The following is an 18,112-nucleotide window of genomic DNA, read 5'->3' on the forward strand; positions in this document are numbered from 1 at the left end:
ATGTCATCGAATGTTATGAAGCGCCCGGAACAGCACTGACGGTGGGCGAAGTCCTGAAAAAGCAGGAACAATTGTATATCGCATTAGGAGTCACACCGCTTCCCGCGAAAGCATAGTTATGTAACGCGGGAATGCAGGATACAAGCCTGTCCAATAATTATAGCACCCTGAGGTATGGGTAGTCACAATATCGATAATTTTTTATATTAATTTAAGAAAACATCATTCATTTTTGTTAATTGTCTGAAAAATATCCAGAGACCTTTTCTATGACCTTTTCAAGGGAGTCTCTTCCCTCGTCCACAGTTATGTCTGCGTACTGTTCATAAAGAGCTTTTCTTTCTTCGTACAAAGACTCGAGAGTCTGGCCATCTTTCATGACCACCCCTCTTTGCTTTGCGTGGTGAAGGCGCTTTTTTAAAGTTTCGAAGCTTACCTTTAAGTACACTACTGTGCCAATCTCTTTGTAATGCTCCATGGCCTCTTTCCCGTAGACAACGCTTCCACCTGTTGCAATAACGGTTTTGTCTGCATTTATCTCTGAGTTTATGCGGCTTTCGATATCTATAAATCCGTCAACACCATCCTCTGCGATTATCCTTGAAAGCTTCCGGCCCTCTTTTTCCTGGATGACGATATCAGCGTCAATGAAGCGGTATCCAAGGATCTTGGCAAGGATGACGCCAATTGTGCTCTTTCCTGAAGTGGGCATTCCAATAAGGATGATGTTATTTTTATTATCTGACATTACTTTTCTCCTCCAAAAAATTCATTTCATTCTATCACAATATTGCCCGTTAAAGTACATTGACACCGCTATTTTCTTAATATAAAATAATAACGCACGCAATTATTAGCGGGCATGATGGGAGGAGACTTATGTCCAGAAAAGCAACTATTACGCAGAAAGAGATCGTTAACGCGGCGTTTAAAATAACAAGAAAAGAGGGCTTTGAGCAGATCACATCCAGGAAGCTTGCAGCAGCTGCAGGCTGCTCAACACAGCCTATTTTCCGTATCTACGAGAACATGGATGCCCTAAAAAAGGACGTTTACGACAAGGCAGCTGAGTACTACCTTGATTACTATGATGAGTTTAACAAGACCCATGACGTACCCTTCGTGGATCTTGGCCTTGCATATATTGGATTTGCGCAGAAGTACCCACATCTGTTCAGACTTTTATTCATTTCTGAGCAGGGTCCTGAATCCAAGAGCATGTACGACCTTGTAAACGGCAATTCTGAGAACGTGGTAAAAGAGATCAACAAGGCCCAGGCTAAGGGTGTTTCCAATGCACAGCAGCTCTTTATGCAGATGTGGATCTTTATCCATGGCGCAGGATGCATGGCTGTTACAGGTGATTATGATCTTGACGAGGCAGCTTCTGTAGCAATGCTTGAGTCTGCATACACGGCATTTGGCCGCTGATGGTGACCATATGAAGTTCGATGCAGATGTTGATGTGATCACCAGGATCAATGAATGCTACTCCAGGATGAGCAAGGGAAAAAAGAACCTTGCAACCTATGTAATAGAGCACTACGAGCAGGCGGTCTTCATGAAGGCTGCTGAGCTTGGCAAGATAGTAGGCGTAAGTGAGTCCACAGTAGTCAGGTTTGCAATGAGCCTTGGCTACGATGGATATCCTGAGTTTCAGAAGTCCCTTGCAGAGTGGGTTTCTGACAAGTTCGGATCAGTTGAAAAGGTGGGCAGAAGATTTGGCAAGAGCAGCGAGGGAGAGATCCTTTCATCTATCCTTCAGTCTGATATCTCCAATATTGAGCACACCATAAATAATATTGATGTGGCTGCTTTTAAAACAGCAGTTGATATCATTCTCAAGGCCAGGTGCGTCTACATTGTTGGAATACGCAGCTGTGAGCCTCTGGCAGATTTCCTGCACTTTTATCTGAACATGATAAGAGGTAATAATGTGCTGATCAAAACCACCAGCGTCAGCGAGATGTTTGAGCAGATGATCAGGATTGGAGATAGGGATTGTATCATCGGTATCAGCTTCCCTAGATATTCCATGCGTACCCTTAAGTGCATGGAGTTTGCCAATGACAGGAATGCCAAGGTGATCACCATTACTGATTCAGTGCATTCTCCAATGAATCTGTATTCATCCTGCAATATCCTGGCAAAGAGCGAGATGGCGTCCATTGTAGATTCACTGGTTGCGCCGCTTAGCGTTATAAATGCACTGGTTGTTGCTCTTTGCATGAAGCGTCCCAATGAGGTCAAGGCTGATCTTAAGATGCTTGAAGAGGTTTGGAACAATTATCAGGTTTATTTAAACGATGAGATAGACTTTGCTTCTGACGATGTGGCAATGCATCTGCCAGGAATCCTTGGCAGTAACTCAGATGAGGAAGAATATGAATAAAATAGCAGTTATCGGCTGCGGAGCAGCTGGTATGATGGCGGCGCTTGCTGCTGCACAGGGCAGCGGGAGCGTCACTATTTTTGAAAAGAATGAAAAACCCGGAAAAAAGATCTACATAACAGGAAAAGGACGCTGCAATGTGACCAATGCCTGCGACGTCACAGATTATTTTGACCACGTGATCCGTAACTCCAGGTTTTTATACAGCGCGATCTACAGTTATGACAACACAGAAGTCATGAACTTTTTTGAAAAGAACGGCTGTCATTTAAAGGTTGAGAGAGGCGACAGGGTATTTCCTGTTTCTGACCACTCATCTGATATTATAAAAACCCTGTACGATGCTGTAAAAAAAGCAGGTGTTTCTGTTTTGTTTAATACCGAGGTTCATTCGGTTGAGGCTGCATCTGGCAAGGTATCAGCTGTTACCTATTCAAGTGGTGATGATCCCATAACAAGGGAAGAGTTTGACAAGGTCATTATCTGTACTGGCGGAATGTCTTATCCTTCCACAGGCTCAACGGGAGATGGCTACAGATTTGCCAAGGCCCTGGGACATGAGGTGGTTCCTGCCCGTCCATCCCTGGTACCCTTCGAGATAGAAGAGAACTGGTGCAGTAAACTTCAGGGGCTGTCCCTTAGGAACGTCACTCTTTACATGTACCAGTACAAAGACGACGAGGAGATGGCGGCAGCCAATGCTCCCGGGAAAAAGAAAAAGAAGCCCGACTATGAGGGATTTGGCGAGATGCTCTTTACGCACTTTGGCATCAGTGGACCAATAGCCCTGACAGCCAGCTGCCATTATGAAAAAGAAAAAAGAGCAAGGCTCCTTCTTGATCTTAAGCCTGCCCTTACCACTGAGCAGCTTGATAAGAGAGTTCTCAGGGACTTTGATGATGCTCCCAACAAGCAGTTTAAAAACGTGATAACATCTCTTTTCCCGTCAAAGCTTGTACCTGTAATGGTGGAGCTGTCTGGAATTGACGGCGAAAAAAGCGTAAACAATATAACAAGGCAGGAGCGCGCAGCCTTCGTAAACCTTATTAAAAACGTCCCCATGACTGTAAAGGGGACAAGGAGCTTTAATGAGGCTATAATAACCAGAGGCGGTATAAAGGTAAAAGAAATCGATCCCTCCACTATGGAGTCCAAGCTGATCTCAGGACTTTACTTCGCAGGAGAAGTGATCGATGTGGATACTGAAACCGGCGGATTCAACCTGCAGGCAGCCTGGTCAACAGGACATCTTGCAGGAAGTAGCGCAGCAGCGCAGGAGTAATTATTTTGGAGGATTTTTAGATGAGTAAGAGCATAGCAATAGATGGACCAGCAGGTGCAGGAAAGAGCACAATAGCAAAGAAAGTGGCTAAATCCCTTGGATTTATCTATGTAGATACAGGAGCAATGTACAGAGCAATGGCTCTTTACATGATAAAAATGGGAGTTGATGCCAGTGATGCAGATAAGATAAGTGCAACCTGCACATCAGCTGATATCACCATCAAACATGAAAACGGCGAACAGGTGGTGTACCTTAACGGAGAGAACGTTAATGGCCTTATCAGGACTGAGGAAGTCGGAAACATGGCTTCTGCCAGCAGTGTAAATGGCGACGTTCGCAGAAAACTTGTGGAGCTTCAGCAGAAGATGGCCAAAACTACAGATGTGGTAATGGATGGCCGTGATATCGGAACTGTCGTACTTCCTGATGCAAACCTCAAGGTGTACCTTACAGCCAGCTCCAGAGTCCGGGCAGAGCGTCGCTACAAAGAGCTGATCGCCAAGGGAACTGAGTGCAACATCGATGATATTGAAAAGGATATCATCGACAGGGATTACCGCGACATGCACAGAGAAAACTCACCATTAAAACAGGCTGAGGATGCAGTTTTATTAGATTCATCAGATATGACTATAGATGAGGTAGCGGAAAAGATACTTAATCTATATCAATCGAAAAATAGTTAACTATATCTATACACCAGTGCATCATCCAAAAAACTTTTCGACGAGGTTAAGCGATGAGCCTCGAGGAGAAAAGTTTTTTGGATGATGCACGGCATTAAGGAGATTTTATGGAAGTTGTAGTTGCTGAGCATGCTGGTTTCTGTTTTGGAGTAACAAAAGCGGTTGATACCGTGTACGAACAGATCAGCAACAAAAAGCAGAATATTTATACATTTGGCCCCATCATCCACAATGAGATCGTGGTATCAGACCTTGAGAGCAAAGGCGTCAAGGTGATCGAGGATGTAGATGGCCTGAAGGGCGTTACTGAGGGGACTGTAATAATAAGATCCCATGGAGTCACCAAGGAAGTTCACGCTCGTCTAGAAAAGACAGGTCTTGAGATCATAGATGCAACCTGCCCCTTTGTTAAACGCATCCACAGGATCGTGGAAGAGGAGAGCTTAAAGGGCAAAAGCATCATTGTTGTAGGTAGTAAATCTCATCCAGAGGTTGAGGGAATTGTAAGCTACGCAAATGGCCATGTTTACGTGGTGGAGTCACCTGAAATGGCAGAAAAATTCAGCGCTGATAAAAACGCGGATTACACAGTGGTGTCCCAGACTACCTTTAACAAAAACAAATTTCAAGAAACCATTGAAATCTTACATAATTATGGTTACAATATTAATATTGTGAATACTATATGCAACGCTACTGACGAAAGACAGACAGAAGCTGAGGAAATCGCATCCAGAGCTGACGTCATGATCGTTATAGGCGGTTCGCATAGCTCAAATTCAAGAAAACTCTATGAGATATGCGCTGCGAGATGTGATCGCACATATTTTATTCAGACACTTGATGACCTTAAGCTGGAGATACCAGATGGGGCCAGACTAGTGGGCATTACCGCCGGGGCTTCAACCCCAAAGAACATTATTGAGGAGGTTCAGAAACATGTCAGAACAAACTTTTGAACAGATGCTTAACGAATCGTTCAAAACAATTCACACAGGGGAGGTTGTTGAGGGAACTGTTATTGACGTTAAGCCTGACGAGATAATCCTTAACATTGGTTACAAGTCCGACGGTGTACTTACCAAGAACGAATACTCTAACGACAACAGTATTGACCTTACAACAGCCGTTAAGGTTGGCGACACAATGGACGTTAAGGTCCTTAAGACCAACGATGCTGATGGTCAGGTCATTCTTTCATACAAGAGACTTGCCCTTGACAGAGGCAACAAGAGAATTGAGGAAGCCTTCAACAACAAAGAGGTACTTACAGCTAAGGTTGTTCAGGTACTTGAGGGTGGACTTACAGTTGTAGTTGATGAAGTAAGGATCTTCATTCCTGCAAGCCTTGTTTCAGACAGCTATGAGAAGGATCTTTCCAAGTATCAGGATCAGGAGATCCAGTTCGTAGTAACTGAGTACAATCCTAAGAGACGCAGATACATCGGTAACAGACGTATGCTCGTAACAGCAGAGAAGGCTGAGGCAGCTAAGAAGCTTTTTGATACGATCAAGGCTGGCGATGTAGTTGACGGTGTAGTTAAGAACGTTACAGACTTTGGTGCCTTCATTGATCTGGGTGGTGCAGATGGACTTCTCCACATTTCAGAGATGAGCTGGGGCAGAGTTGAGAGCCCTAAGAAGGTATTCAAGATTGGTGATACAGTCAAGGTACTTGTTAAGAGTATCGACGGCAGCAAGATCGCTCTTTCAAGAAAGTTCGACAATGAGAACCCTTGGAAGGATGCAACTGAGAAGTATGCAGTAGGCAACGTTGTTAAGGGCAAAGTTGCAAGGATGACAGACTTTGGTGCTTTCGTAGAGCTTGAGCCTGGTATCGATGCACTTCTTCATGTTTCTCAGATCGCAAAAGAGCACATTGAGAAGCCTGCTGATGTACTTAAGGTTGGCGATGAGGTTGAGGCTAAGATCGTAGACTTCAACGAAGCTGACAAGAAGATCAGCCTTTCAATCAAGGCTATGTTCGCTCCTGAGAAGGATGAGGAGCCAGCAGAAGAGGGCGATGTAGTATCTGTTGATATCGACAAGGTTATCGCTGAGCAGAGCGAAGAGAACGAATAATTATTAAGCTTTTGGCTATTAAGAGGCGGAACTTGTTCCGCCTCTTTTTGTTTATAGGATAATTGTAAAAAGGAATTTGGGGAAATGCTGAAAGTATTTTTGGCGGAGGACGAGTTTGTCGTCCGCGAGGGGATAAAAAACAAGATCGACTGGAATCAGAACGGCTATGAGTTTTGTGGAGAAGCTGGCGATGGGGAACTGGCTTACTCCATGATACAAAAGCTAAAGCCGGATATTCTCATAACTGATATCAAGATGCCCTTTATGGATGGGCTCACTTTAAGCCGCATGGTCAAGGCGGAATTTCCAAACACTGAGATAATTCTTTTAACAGGCTATGAAGATTTTGAGTACGCCAAGGAAGCAATAAAGATTGGCGTATCATCATATCTTTCAAAGCCTATTAGTGCTGAGAATCTTTTAAAAGAGATAGGCCTTGTGGCTGAAAAGCTTGAGGAGAAAAACAGGGAGCTTGAGATCAGAAAGAAATACGAAGAGGATATGAAGGAGAGGACTGAGCTGGATAAGCAGGACTTTTTTAAGGATCTGGTCACAGGCACAAGAGAACTTCCATATCTCCTTAAGAGGGCAAAAGAGCTGTCTATAGACATAACAGGTCTTAGCTACAATATAATCCTTCTTAAGGTCTGGTCCATCAAGCATGAGAGCGGAGAGTTCTCAAACACTGTTGTAAAGATATCTGACCAGGTTTCTCAGATAGTTGAAGACATAGGCGGTGCTATCTTTGATGTGAACCTTGATGGCAAGGCGATACTTATAAAGGGTGATTCGCAGCAGGACACAGAAGCTAAGGTCAGTGGTTGCACTACCCAGATGAAAAAGCTTTTTTCCCAGTATCCAAATATCAAGTACTTCGGCGGAATAGGAAAGGCAGTAGAGAGGATCACAGATATCCCAACCTGCTATAAGCTTGCAAGCCGCGCCTTTGCCCACCTGTACCTCACTACAGGCAATGATTTTCTCGTGGGCTCAGAGGGACCGGTTCACGGAAAGGGCGATGACATCATCCTATCTGAGATTGATCCAAGGCACATTGACAGGCGCCATGTAAAAGAGTTCCTGAGAAGAGGAGAGGAATCTGAGGCTGAGTACTTCCTGCAGGAGTTCTTTGATGGAATGGGACAGGACGCCTTAAGGTCCAATATGCTGAGGCAGTACATTGCCATGGATGTGTATTTTTGTGTGGCTGACTTTGTGGAGAACGACCTTCTCCTTGACAGGGGAAAGCTTGGAGACCAGATTCCTGCTTCAGAGCTTCTTGCAGATGAGAAAAAGACCTACGACTACCTTTTAGAGATCCTTAAAAAGGCCATAGTCCTTAGAAAGGATACTTCGTCAGGCTCTTATCGCGATGTGGTGAAGGAAGTTATGGCATATATCGATGATAACTTTAGTGACGATGAGCTGTCCCTTAATAAGCTGGCTGCCCACGTGAACTTCTCGCCAAATCACTTGAGTGCGGTGTTCAGGCAGGAGACAGGACAGACCTTTATCAAGTACCTGACAGACTACAGGCTTGAGAAGGCAAAAGAGATGCTCCTTGGAACCTCAAAAAAGAGCGCAGAGATAAGCCTTCTTGTGGGCTACAAAGACCCTCACTATTTTTCATATCTGTTTAAAAAGACGCAAGGTATGACCACAACCCAGTATAGAGGCAGATCCAAAGAGGAGGCTGCAGAATGAGAGAGCTCTTCGGGAAAGTGAAAAATACAAATAAATCCCGCCTGGCTTCGCAGATAAGGCTGTCCTACATTGTTCTGCTTCTTCCTAACCTGGTGTTTATGATCTACGCCTTTTACAATCTGTACCTCATAAATGTCAGATATAATGACATGCTAAACTCCGTGGTTGTAGCTTCTGAGTTCAGTCTGGACTTCAAGGAAGACTTTGACTATGAGACTTATCTTTTGATCGTAGGTAACGTAATGCCTGAGGATTCCAACATCCCATCCCTCCTTGCAGATGCAAGAGGGGTAGTAAATTCTCTTAAGCTGATCACTGATACTCCAGACAACAAAAAGAGGCTGGGCAGCGCCGAGAAGTACCTCAATAACCTTGAGGGGTACATTGGCAATATCATTGAGAATCTTGACTACGACAACCGCTATGAAGACAACATGCTGATTTGGGAGAACGACGTTCAGATCGTGACATCTCTTTTGCAGGAGACCATAAACGAGTATATCTACTACGAAAACAGGCAGATCCAGACAGCTCAGGAGCAGAACAGGCAGTACTACCTGGATATCATCAAGCTCCTTACAGCAATCCTTGTGGTGACCATCATTTCAATTGGTATTATCTCAATCGTTGGACCACTTATCATCACAAGACCTATTGAGGAACAGGTCACAAGAGAGCAAAAGCAGCTTCGAAAGGCCGAGTTTGAACTTCTTCAGGCCCAGATAAATCCGCACTTTCTCTATAATACCTTAGATGCCATAGTCTGGTCCGCAGAGGCTGGCAATGAGAAGCAGGTTGTTAAGATGGTAGGGTCTCTTTCAGAGTTTTTCAGGTCTTCTCTCAACAAGGGAAAAGAGATAGTGACCATCCGTGAGGAGCTTTCCCACGTAAGGAGCTACCTGGAGATACAGCAGATAAGGTACCAGGACATTCTTGACTATGAGATAGACGTTCCTGAGGAGCTGTACATAAACGAGATCCCCAAGATAACAGTTCAGCCTGTTGTTGAGAACGCCCTCTACCACGGCATCAAGGAAAAGAGAGGTGGAGGCAAGATATCTGTAACCGGCAGAGAGGATGGAGGTGACTACATTATCACGGTTTCAGACAATGGCATTGGAATGGAGCCGGATAGACTTAAGGAAGTAAGAGACGGTCTTACAGATAGCAGTCCTGATTCAAAAAAGATATACGGACTTTACAATGTAAACCAGAGAATAAAACTTGATTTTGGCGATGAATACGGACTTTCCATCGACTCTGTTTACGATGAGGGAACTACAGTTACGATCCGTCTGCCGAAAAAATCAAACGAAATCGTAAAAAAATCAAACTAAATGAAATTAAAATAAAAAATCCAACCTTTTTTCATGTTTTATTTAATGGTTATTTTACTTATTTTCTCTAGAATAGTAATTAAGTAAGGAATGGTCCTTACGGATTCAAACTACTTAGGAGGAATAAGTATTATGATGAAAAGAGTATTGGCAGTTCTTATGGCATCTGCAATGACACTTAGTCTTGTAGCATGTGGCAGCGCAGCACCTGCATCTTCAGGTTCAGCTCCTGCATCATCTGGCGGAAAGATCAAAGTTGGTATCATCAACAACGATCCTAACGAGTCAGGTTATCGTACAGCTAACGACGCTGATCTTAAGGCTAAGTTCACAGAGGCTAACGGCTACGAAGCTTCATTTGCTTACAGCTTAAAGAACGACGAGCAGATTCAGTACGCTCAGAACTTCATCCAGGACGAAGTTGATTATCTTCTTCTTTCAGCTGCTGACACAGCAGGCTGGGATTCAGTTCTTAAGGATGCTCAGGCAGCAGGCGTAAAGGTTATCCTTTTCGACCGTACAATCGACGCAGATCCTTCACTTTACGAAGCATCTATCGTATCTGACATGGCAAAAGAAGGCCAGACAGCTGTTGATTGGCTTGCAGGCCAGAACCTTTCAGAGTACAACGTAATCCACATCCAGGGTGTTATGGGATCAGCTGCTCAGCAGGGAAGATCAGGCGCTCTTGATGCAAAGGTTGCTGCAGAGTCTAACTGGAACATCGTTAAACAGCAGACAGCTGAGTGGAACGCAGAGAAGGCTCAGCAGATCGTTCAGTCAGTTATCGATGCTGGCACACCATTCAACGTAATCTATGCAGAGAACGACGATATGGCTAAGGGTGCTGTTGCAGCTCTTGACGCTGCAGGTATCTCACACGGTGTTGGTAAGGACGTAGTAGTTATGGGATTTGACTGCAACAAGTGGGCTCTTGAAGAGCTTCTTGCTCAGAACTGGAACTACGATGGACAGTGCAATCCTTTCCAGTCAAGCTACATCGATGACATCATCAAGAAGCTTGAGGCAGGTGAGACACTTTCAGAGAAGACTATCATCATGGATGAGAAGGGCTTTGATGCTACAACAATCACACAGGATGATGTAGATAACTACGGAATCTGATAATAAGTACTTTAGGGCGCAGCGGCGTTGACTGCTGCGCCTTTTTTAAGAGAAAAGAGGACCGGCATATGAATGAAACCACAGTATTACAGATGCGTGGAATCAACAAATCATTTCCGGGCGTACGGGCACTTCAGAATGTGGACTTTAAACTGGAAAAGGGCGAGATCCATGCACTGATGGGAGAGAACGGCGCTGGAAAATCAACGCTTATAAAAGTTTTGACTGGTGTATATACCAAGGATGCTGGCACCATTGAGCTTGCTGGATCAGGGGAGGTCCAGATCCACTCGCCTCAGGATGCCCAGAAACTTGGAATAAGCACTGTATATCAGGAAATAACTCTTTGTCCTAACCTCACAGTTGCAGAGAATATGTTTATCGGCAGAGAAAAGAGCGCTCTTACCAACTGGAAAGAGATGAACGCTGATGCAGACAAGCTCCTTAAGATGCTGGATATTCCTGCAATGGCTACTCAGCAGCTGTCTAACTGCTCAATCGCTGTTCAGCAGATGGTTGCCATCGCCAGAGCTGTGGATATGGACTGTAAGGTACTGATCCTGGATGAGCCTACATCTTCACTGGATGAGCAGGAGGTTGAAAAGCTCTTTGGCCTTATGAGAGACCTTAAGGCTATGGGCGTAGGTATCATCTTTGTAACACACTTTCTGGATCAGGTTTATGAAGTATGTGACAAGATCACTGTCCTTAGGGATGGTCAGCTTGTGGGTGAATACGAGATCAAGGATCTTCCAAGGGTACAGCTTGTTGCCAAGATGCTTGGCAAGGAAATGGATGATCTATCAGACATAAAGGGTGAAGGCGGCGGATATCACGGCGCTGATGCAGACGAAACAGTATTTGAGGCAGAACAGCTTCAGAGTGATGCAGGTATTAAGCCTTTTGACTTCCACATCAAAAAGGGTGAAGTCAACGGCTTTACCGGACTTCTTGGTTCTGGACGAAGTGAGTGTGTAAGAGCAATCTTTGGCGCTGACAGGATCCTTGGAGGTAAGGTCAAGGTTCATGGCAAGGAAGTTAAGATAAATAAGCCCTTAGATGCCATGAAGAATGGTATTGCATACCTGCCTGAAGACAGAAAGGTTGATGGTATCATAGGAGACCTTTCAGTAAGAGATAACATCATCATGGCACTTCAGGTTATGACCGGATTCTTTAAGCCATTTTCAAAGGCAAAGGCAGAAGCCTTCGCCGAGGAGTATATCAAGAAGCTAAACATCAAGACAGCTTCATCTGAAACTCCTATAAAATCACTTTCTGGCGGCAATCAGCAGAAGGTTATCCTTGCAAGGTGGCTCCTTATGCACCCTGAGTATCTGATCCTTGATGAGCCTACAAGAGGTATCGATGTAGGAACCAAGGTAGATATCCAGAAGCTCGTTTTAGAGCTTGCGTCTGAGGGAATGAGCGTAACCTTCATCTCTTCAGAGACAGATGAGATGCTAAGGACCTGCTCAAGACTTGTAGTTATGCGCGATAGGAAGGTAGTAGGGGAACTGTCAGGAGAAGACCTTACTCAGAACAAGATCATGAGTACTATCGCAGGAGGCGAATAAGGTATGTCTAATCTAAAGAAAATCACATCTAATCAGCTCTTTATACCGCTGATGGCACTTATTCTTCTGGCGGTAATAAATCTGATAAACGATCCGGGGTTCTTTAAGGTAACCCTCGGAACCAACAACGCAGGATATCCGGTTCTTTCAGGATACCTTATCACAATTCTGGACTATGGCTCAGAGCTTGGAATCCTGGCGATCGGTATGACTCTCGTTACTGCTGCTTCAGGCGGACAGGATATTTCAGTAGGTGCAACAATTGCTATTGCTGGTTCTGCTATGCTGAGAGTCCTCTGTGGTGGAAACTCAAGACCTGAGACCATCCAGGCTCCAATCATTGTGGCATTTTTGGTAGCCTGCGTTGTAGGAATGCTGTGTGGTGCCTTTAACGGCGCGCTGGTAGCTCTTTTCAAGATCCAGCCAATGATCGCTACACTTATCCTGTTTACTGCAGGTCGTTCAATTGCAGCATGGATCAACAACAACGAGCTTCCTATCGTTCCAGATCCTAAGTTCTCATACTTTGGAGGATTTATCCCTGGTATTCCGATTCCCACAACAGTTTTCATTGTGGCGATCTGTATAGTTATCATAGCCCTGGTGCTTAAGTTCACAAACCTTGGGCTTTACACACAGGCAGTTGGTATCAACGAAAGTTCCTCAAGACTTAACGGTATCAACCCTACACTTATCAAGTTCATCAGCTTTGTTATCCTGGGTCTTTGTGTTGCAGTAGCTGCCCTTATCAAGGTTAGCCGTCTGTCAACTATCAACTACTCAGTTATTGCAAAAGACATTGAGATGGACGCAATCCTTGCTGTTGCCCTTGGCGGTAACTCACTTTCAGGTGGTAAGTTCAACATGTGGTCCTCAATCCTTGGAGCATATGTTATCCAGTTCCTTACAACAACTCTTTATAAGTTCAACGTGCAGTCCGATGCCCTTGCTGCTTACAAGGCTGTTGTAGTTATCCTTCTTGTAGTATTCTCTGCACCAACAGTCAGAGACTACATGGCACAGCTCTTTAAGAAAGTGCCCTTTATGAGAAAGGAGGCGGCATAAGTGACTGACAAGAAAAAAGTAAGCATCTTTAATAAGATGAATGACACAAGCCTTCTTCTTACCATCACTATCGTGATATTTGTACTTATGTACCTTGGGGCGATCCTGTTCCAGGGCGGCGGATTTACCAAGCCACAGATGTTCTTTAACATCTTAAATGCCAACGCAGCACTTATCATTACCGCAACAGGAATGAGTATCGTAATGATCTCTGGCGGAATCGATATCTCTGTAGGCGGCGTAGTTGCTCTTGTTTCCATGAGCTGCGCAGTTTACCTTGATATGAAGGGCGGCAGTATCTTGGGGTCAGTACTTCTTGCTCTTGCCATAGGTGTTGCATTTGGACTTGTTCAGGGCTTTTTGGTAGCTTACCTTGATATCCAGCCCTTTATCGTATCCCTTGCAGGAATGTTCTTTGCAAGAGGTATGACAACCATCGTAAACACAGCACCTTTCAACGTTGCAGATCCTGAGTTCATGGCACTTAAGGATACACGTATCAATGTGCCTTTCCTTGGATCAGTTAACAAAAAAGGTATCTATGTTCCTGCATATGTAGAAATTGGTGTGATCGTAGCACTGATAATTATGGTAATATTGTTTATAGTGCTTAGATGGACCAAGCTTGGAAGAAGCTTCTACGCCGTAGGTGGTAATAAACAGAGTGCCCTTATGATGGGTATCAACGTTAAGAGGACCAAGTTCCTTTCACACCTTATCTGCTCAACTCTTGCAGGTATCGGCGGATACGTTTACTTCCTTCATGTAGGTTCAGGCTCAGCCAGCCATGCAATGGGTATGGAGATGAACGCCATCGCTTCCTCTATCATTGGTGGAACAATGCTTACAGGTGGTGTTGGTAATATCATTGGAACTTTGTTTGGTGTTCTTTCACTTAGCACCATTCAGAACATAGTTGCATCTGCAGGTCTTGATGAGGCCTGGTGGACAGGTATCACTATCGCAGCTATGCTGTGCATCTTCCTTCTTATCCAGTCAGTTGTAATGGCTCAGAAAAACAAAGTGCTTAAGAGCTGAAGGTAGATCCTTAATATGAAAAAGAAATACATGCTCATGGCCCTGCTTGTCCTTTCCCTTTCTCTATTTACAGGCTGCGGGGCCATTACCCCGGAAACTATTCCGGAGTCAAGTGAAGAATATGAAAAAGCCGACGATTTAATTACCGTCGGCTTCTCTCAGTTGGGGGCAGAGTCAGATTGGCGAAGTGCCAACACTGACTCAATGCTTTCTGCCCTTTCTGAGGAAAACGGTTATTCCCTGATCTATAAAAACGGTCAGCAAAAACAGGCCAATCAGATAACCGCCATCAGGACCTTTATTCAGCAGGAGGTGGATTACATAGTCCTTGCACCTGCTACAGAGAGCGGATGGGAGACTGTGCTTGCTGAGGCAAGAGAAGCTAATATCCCTGTGATCTTAGTTGACAGAAGAGTTAACACCTCTGACAAAAACCTCTATTCATGCTGGGTTGGTTCTGACTTTGAGCTTGAGGGCCAGAAGATGGCAGCCTGGATCAAGGCTTATACAGAGGGTAAGGGCGTTGAGGCTTCGGATCTTCATATTGTAAATATCCAGGGAAGTGAAGGCTCAACAGCCCAGATAGGAAGGACCAGAGGCCTTGCCAATGCTGCAAGGGACAATGGCTGGGACCTTCGGGCAGAGATAAGCGGAGATTTTACAGAGAACAGAGGAAGAGAGGTCATGGCAGCCCTTTTAAAGCGCTTTGACGACATCAACGTGGTCTACTGTGAGAACGACAACATGGCCATCGGCGCCATAGACGCCATAGAAAGCGCCGGGAAAAAAGTGGGTTCCAACATCCAGAAGGGCGAGATAATGATAGTCTCTTTTGACGGCGTCAACGAAACAGCCCTTGAGTACGCAAGGGAAGGAAAGATATCCTGCATTGCAGAGTGTAATCCACTCCATGGCCCAAGAGTGAGTACCCTTATACATTCAATTGAAAATGGCGCTCCTTACCAGAAATTTAACTATGTAGATGAGAAGCTCTTTAGCGCCGAGCCTTCCGTAAAGGAAGTGACGGTTGGAGATACCACCTATTCAGTGGACAATGAGTTTTGACAATTTGCGGAATATAACGATATTATATTTATAATTATTTCATTTTACATACAATTTGAAACAGTTTAGAATTATATTAGTGACTATGTCATTAAATTTAACACTAGGAGGAAATGGAACTGTATGGCAGCTGATTACGAGTGGTTCAAAAAGGGAGTTTATGACCTTACCAAGATTGACCTTAACGCCTACAAAGAGAAACAGATGAAGAGAAGGATCGATACTCTTATCGGCAAATATGAGGTTAATGGCTACGACGGATTCCTTGATCTTATAAAGAAGGACAGGGAAGCCCTTGATTCTTTTGTTACATATCTTACCATCAACGTTTCAGAGTTCTTTAGAAACAAGGAACAGTGGGAGCTCATGGATAAAGAGATGGTTCCAGAGCTTATGAGTAAGTTTGGTAAGAACTTAAAAATCTGGAGTGCAGCCTGCTCAACAGGTGATGAGCCATACACCATCGTTATGATGCTCTCAAAGCACATTCCTCTTAATCAGATCAGCGTAATAGCAACAGACCTTGATGCAGTAGTACTTGCCAAGGCTAAGGCTGCTATCTATGACAAGAAGGAAGTTCAGAATGTCCCTGAGGAGTTTAAAAAGAAATACTTCACAGAGACAGCAGATGGTAAGATGAAGGTTAGTAGCGAGATCACATCCCGCGTTACCTTCAAACAGGCAGACCTTCTTCGCGATCCATATCCAAAGGACATGCACCTTATCGTTTGCAGAAACGTTCTTATCTACTTCACAGAGGAAGCCAAGGACGACATTTTCAGAAAGTACTACGCAAACCTTGCTTCAGGTGGAATCCTCTTTATCGGAAGTACAGAGCAGATCATCAACTACAAGGAGATCGGCTTTGTGAGAAAGAACTCTTTCTACTACGAGAAACCATAAAATACATAGACTGGTATAATCATCCCAAAGGCCACATTTTCTGCGGCTTTTGGGATTTTTTTTGTGCAAAAAATTTGATATACTAGTAGGGTAGGTGATTTCGGAAAGAGGGACAGCATGATTCGAACAAACGAAATAATTGAGAGACCTAAAAAAGAAGATATGGAGATCCTGTTAAAGAACCTTTCCTGTGATGAGCGGGAGATTCTTTTTATCGATATCGAAACAACAGGCCTTTCACCTAAGACATCGGACATTTACCTTATTGGCGTTTCTTACCTGGCAGGTAGTGACTGGAACATCATCCAGTTCATGGCAGAGTCGCCGGCAGATGAGAAGGAGATCCTTTCTGCGTTTTCAGAGTTTTCAAAGGGCTTTAAAAAGCTGGTCCACTTTAACGGCGACAGGTTTGATATCCCATTTTTGCAAGCCAAGTATGAAAAGCATGGTCTTGCTGATCCTACGGCAGATATGGACTCTTTTGACCTGTATAAAGCTGTCAAGAACTACAAGAAACAGCTGGGGCTCCCTGACTGCAAGCAAAAGACCATAGAGTTATATCTTGGCATTGACAGGCAGGATCAGTACGACGGAGGCAAGCTCATCCCGGTTTACAATACTTTCGTCCAGAAAAGAGATGAAGAGAGCAAGCGCCTTCTCCTTCTGCATAACTTTGAGGATGTAAAGGGAATGTTCGGGCTTTTGCCAATGCTGTATTACGACTCTTTCTTTAAGCAGTTCAAGAACATGCCTGAGGTTTCTGTAAGGACCGATGAAGAGATTGATGAAAACAGCTACATGGATGGCCTTTCTGGCACTCTCCCTGTAAGAGCCGTTAAGGTATCAGCCAACAGGTTTAAAGACTATGATGGCAGGGAAAAGAGTGAAGTCTTCATGAAGCTGAGGCTCCCCTATGAGCTTCCATCATCACTGGCCGGTAATGTGGAAGGGTGCTACTTTAAGGCAGAAGGGAGCGAGGCTACACTTCGCGTTCCGCTGTATGAGACAGAGCTTAAGTATTTTTACTCTAATTACAAGGACTACTATTATCTGCCCCAGGAGGACGTGGCGATCCACAAGTCTCTTGCTGAGTTTGTAGATAAGGCTCACAGGGAAAAGGCAACTGCCGCAAACTGCTACACCAAAAAAACAGGGCAGTATTTAAGGGAGTGGGATCTTTGTTTTGCCCCATTCTTTAAGAAAGACTACGAGGATAACAGTTTCTTTTTTGACCTCAATGAGAACATGAAAAAGAGCAGGTTTGCCATGAGTCTGTACGCTTCACATGTGATAGCACATATCCTTGATTCGTGAAAAAACTAACTATATAAAGTTTGATGCTAATCAAAAAATATCTGGCAAATGATAGTATAATTATAGGTAGATTATCAGCTCTTTTCACAAAAGAGTTGACATAAAAAAATGGAGGAAGGTAGGAAAATGGCAAGAGGTACTTTTACTGGTGGAATTCATCCCTACGAAGGCAAAGAGCTTTCCAAGGATAAGCCCATCAAAATAGTTTTCCCAAAAGGGGAACTGGTGTATCCGGTATCACAGCATATCGGCGCGCCCGCCAAGCCTATTGTTGCAGTGGGTGACCACGTCCTGACAGGCCAGAAGATCGCAGAAGCTGGTGGCTTTGTTTCTGCACCGATCTTTTCAACTGTATCAGGAACAGTTAAGTCTATTGAAAAGAGACGTCTGGCAACAGGAGCTATGTGCGACTGTATCATCGTTGAGAACGATGAGAAGTATGAAGAAGTTGAGTTTAAACCATTAAAGCCCTACGAGGAGATGACTGCAGAGGACAAGATTGCAGCTGTTCGTGAGGCCGGAGTGGTAGGTATGGGAGG

16 protein-coding genes and 1 pseudogene are annotated in these 18,112 nt (G+C 44.3%); 16 read left to right on the plus strand and 1 reads right to left on the minus strand.

Annotated elements, in window-relative coordinates:
• Positions 1-235: 235 nt before the first annotated feature.
• The gene (locus tag J6I68_RS02665; RefSeq protein ID WP_292217126.1) at positions 236-748 is read right to left on the minus strand and encodes a shikimate kinase; all 513 of its coding nucleotides are present in this window, start codon (positions 746-748) and stop codon (positions 236-238) included.
• 131 nt (positions 749-879) lie between these two features.
• On the opposite strand from J6I68_RS02665, the gene J6I68_RS02670 reads away from it, so the two are divergent.
• The 16 genes and pseudogenes from J6I68_RS02670 to J6I68_RS02745 all read left to right on the plus strand — a co-directional run.
• Positions 880-1,431: a TetR/AcrR family transcriptional regulator gene (locus tag J6I68_RS02670; RefSeq protein ID WP_292217129.1), complete on the plus strand. Its 552-nt coding sequence runs from the start codon at positions 880-882 to the stop codon at positions 1,429-1,431.
• 10 nt (positions 1,432-1,441) lie between these two features.
• On the plus strand, positions 1,442-2,392 hold the full coding sequence (locus J6I68_RS02675; protein ID WP_292217132.1) for a MurR/RpiR family transcriptional regulator: 951 nt from the start codon (positions 1,442-1,444) through the stop codon (positions 2,390-2,392).
• Positions 2,385-3,674: an NAD(P)/FAD-dependent oxidoreductase gene (locus J6I68_RS02680; RefSeq protein WP_292217134.1), complete on the plus strand. Its 1,290-nt coding sequence runs from the start codon at positions 2,385-2,387 to the stop codon at positions 3,672-3,674. Before J6I68_RS02675 ends, J6I68_RS02680 begins: the two co-directional genes overlap by 8 nt.
• A 20-nt stretch (positions 3,675-3,694) precedes the next feature.
• Positions 3,695-4,363: a (d)CMP kinase gene (cmk, locus tag J6I68_RS02685; RefSeq protein ID WP_292217138.1), complete on the plus strand. Its 669-nt coding sequence runs from the start codon at positions 3,695-3,697 to the stop codon at positions 4,361-4,363.
• A 107-nt stretch (positions 4,364-4,470) separates the two neighbouring features.
• On the plus strand, positions 4,471-5,322 hold the full coding sequence (gene ispH, locus J6I68_RS02690; protein WP_292217142.1) for a 4-hydroxy-3-methylbut-2-enyl diphosphate reductase: 852 nt from the start codon (positions 4,471-4,473) through the stop codon (positions 5,320-5,322).
• Complete coding sequence (gene rpsA / locus J6I68_RS02695) at positions 5,303-6,445, plus strand: 30S ribosomal protein S1 (RefSeq protein WP_292217144.1); 1,143 nt, start codon at positions 5,303-5,305, stop codon at positions 6,443-6,445. The genes ispH and rpsA overlap by 20 nt, the downstream gene beginning before the upstream one ends.
• A gap of 84 nt (positions 6,446-6,529) precedes the next feature.
• The gene (locus J6I68_RS02700) at positions 6,530-8,149 is read left to right on the plus strand and encodes a response regulator (RefSeq protein ID WP_292217146.1); all 1,620 of its coding nucleotides are present in this window, start codon (positions 6,530-6,532) and stop codon (positions 8,147-8,149) included.
• Complete coding sequence (locus J6I68_RS02705; protein ID WP_292217149.1) at positions 8,146-9,486, plus strand: sensor histidine kinase; 1,341 nt, start codon at positions 8,146-8,148, stop codon at positions 9,484-9,486. The genes J6I68_RS02700 and J6I68_RS02705 overlap by 4 nt, the downstream gene beginning before the upstream one ends.
• Before the next feature lie 132 nt (positions 9,487-9,618).
• A complete protein-coding gene (locus tag J6I68_RS02710; RefSeq protein ID WP_292217150.1) occupies positions 9,619-10,611 on the plus strand; it encodes an ABC transporter substrate-binding protein in 993 nt (330 codons plus the stop codon).
• Between the two features lie 68 nt (positions 10,612-10,679).
• Positions 10,680-12,188, plus strand: a complete 1,509-nt coding sequence (locus J6I68_RS02715; protein WP_292217153.1) for a sugar ABC transporter ATP-binding protein — start codon at positions 10,680-10,682, stop codon at positions 12,186-12,188.
• Between the two features lie 3 nt (positions 12,189-12,191).
• Positions 12,192-13,253: an ABC transporter permease gene (locus J6I68_RS02720; RefSeq protein ID WP_292217154.1), complete on the plus strand. Its 1,062-nt coding sequence runs from the start codon at positions 12,192-12,194 to the stop codon at positions 13,251-13,253.
• 36 nt (positions 13,254-13,289) lie between these two features.
• On the plus strand, positions 13,290-14,291 hold the full coding sequence (locus tag J6I68_RS02725) for an ABC transporter permease subunit (protein ID WP_292217159.1): 1,002 nt from the start codon (positions 13,290-13,292) through the stop codon (positions 14,289-14,291).
• Between the two features lie 15 nt (positions 14,292-14,306).
• Positions 14,307-15,356 (plus strand): ABC transporter substrate-binding protein, encoded by a 1,050-nt coding sequence (locus tag J6I68_RS02730; protein ID WP_292217156.1) that lies wholly within the window; start codon positions 14,307-14,309, stop codon positions 15,354-15,356.
• A gap of 123 nt (positions 15,357-15,479) precedes the next feature.
• Entirely contained in the window at positions 15,480-16,259 is a 780-nt protein-coding gene (locus J6I68_RS02735; protein WP_292203748.1) for a CheR family methyltransferase, read from the plus strand.
• 117 nt (positions 16,260-16,376) lie between these two features.
• Entirely contained in the window at positions 16,377-17,573 is a 1,197-nt protein-coding gene (locus J6I68_RS02740; RefSeq protein WP_292217157.1) for a ribonuclease H-like domain-containing protein, read from the plus strand.
• 126 nt (positions 17,574-17,699) lie between these two features.
• Positions 17,700-18,112, plus strand: a pseudogene (locus tag J6I68_RS02745) (electron transporter RnfC); the annotation flags it as partial.

Origin of the sequence: Butyrivibrio sp., assembly GCF_017940685.1 — a bacterium.
Lineage (GTDB): Bacteria > Bacillota > Clostridia > Lachnospirales > Lachnospiraceae > Butyrivibrio.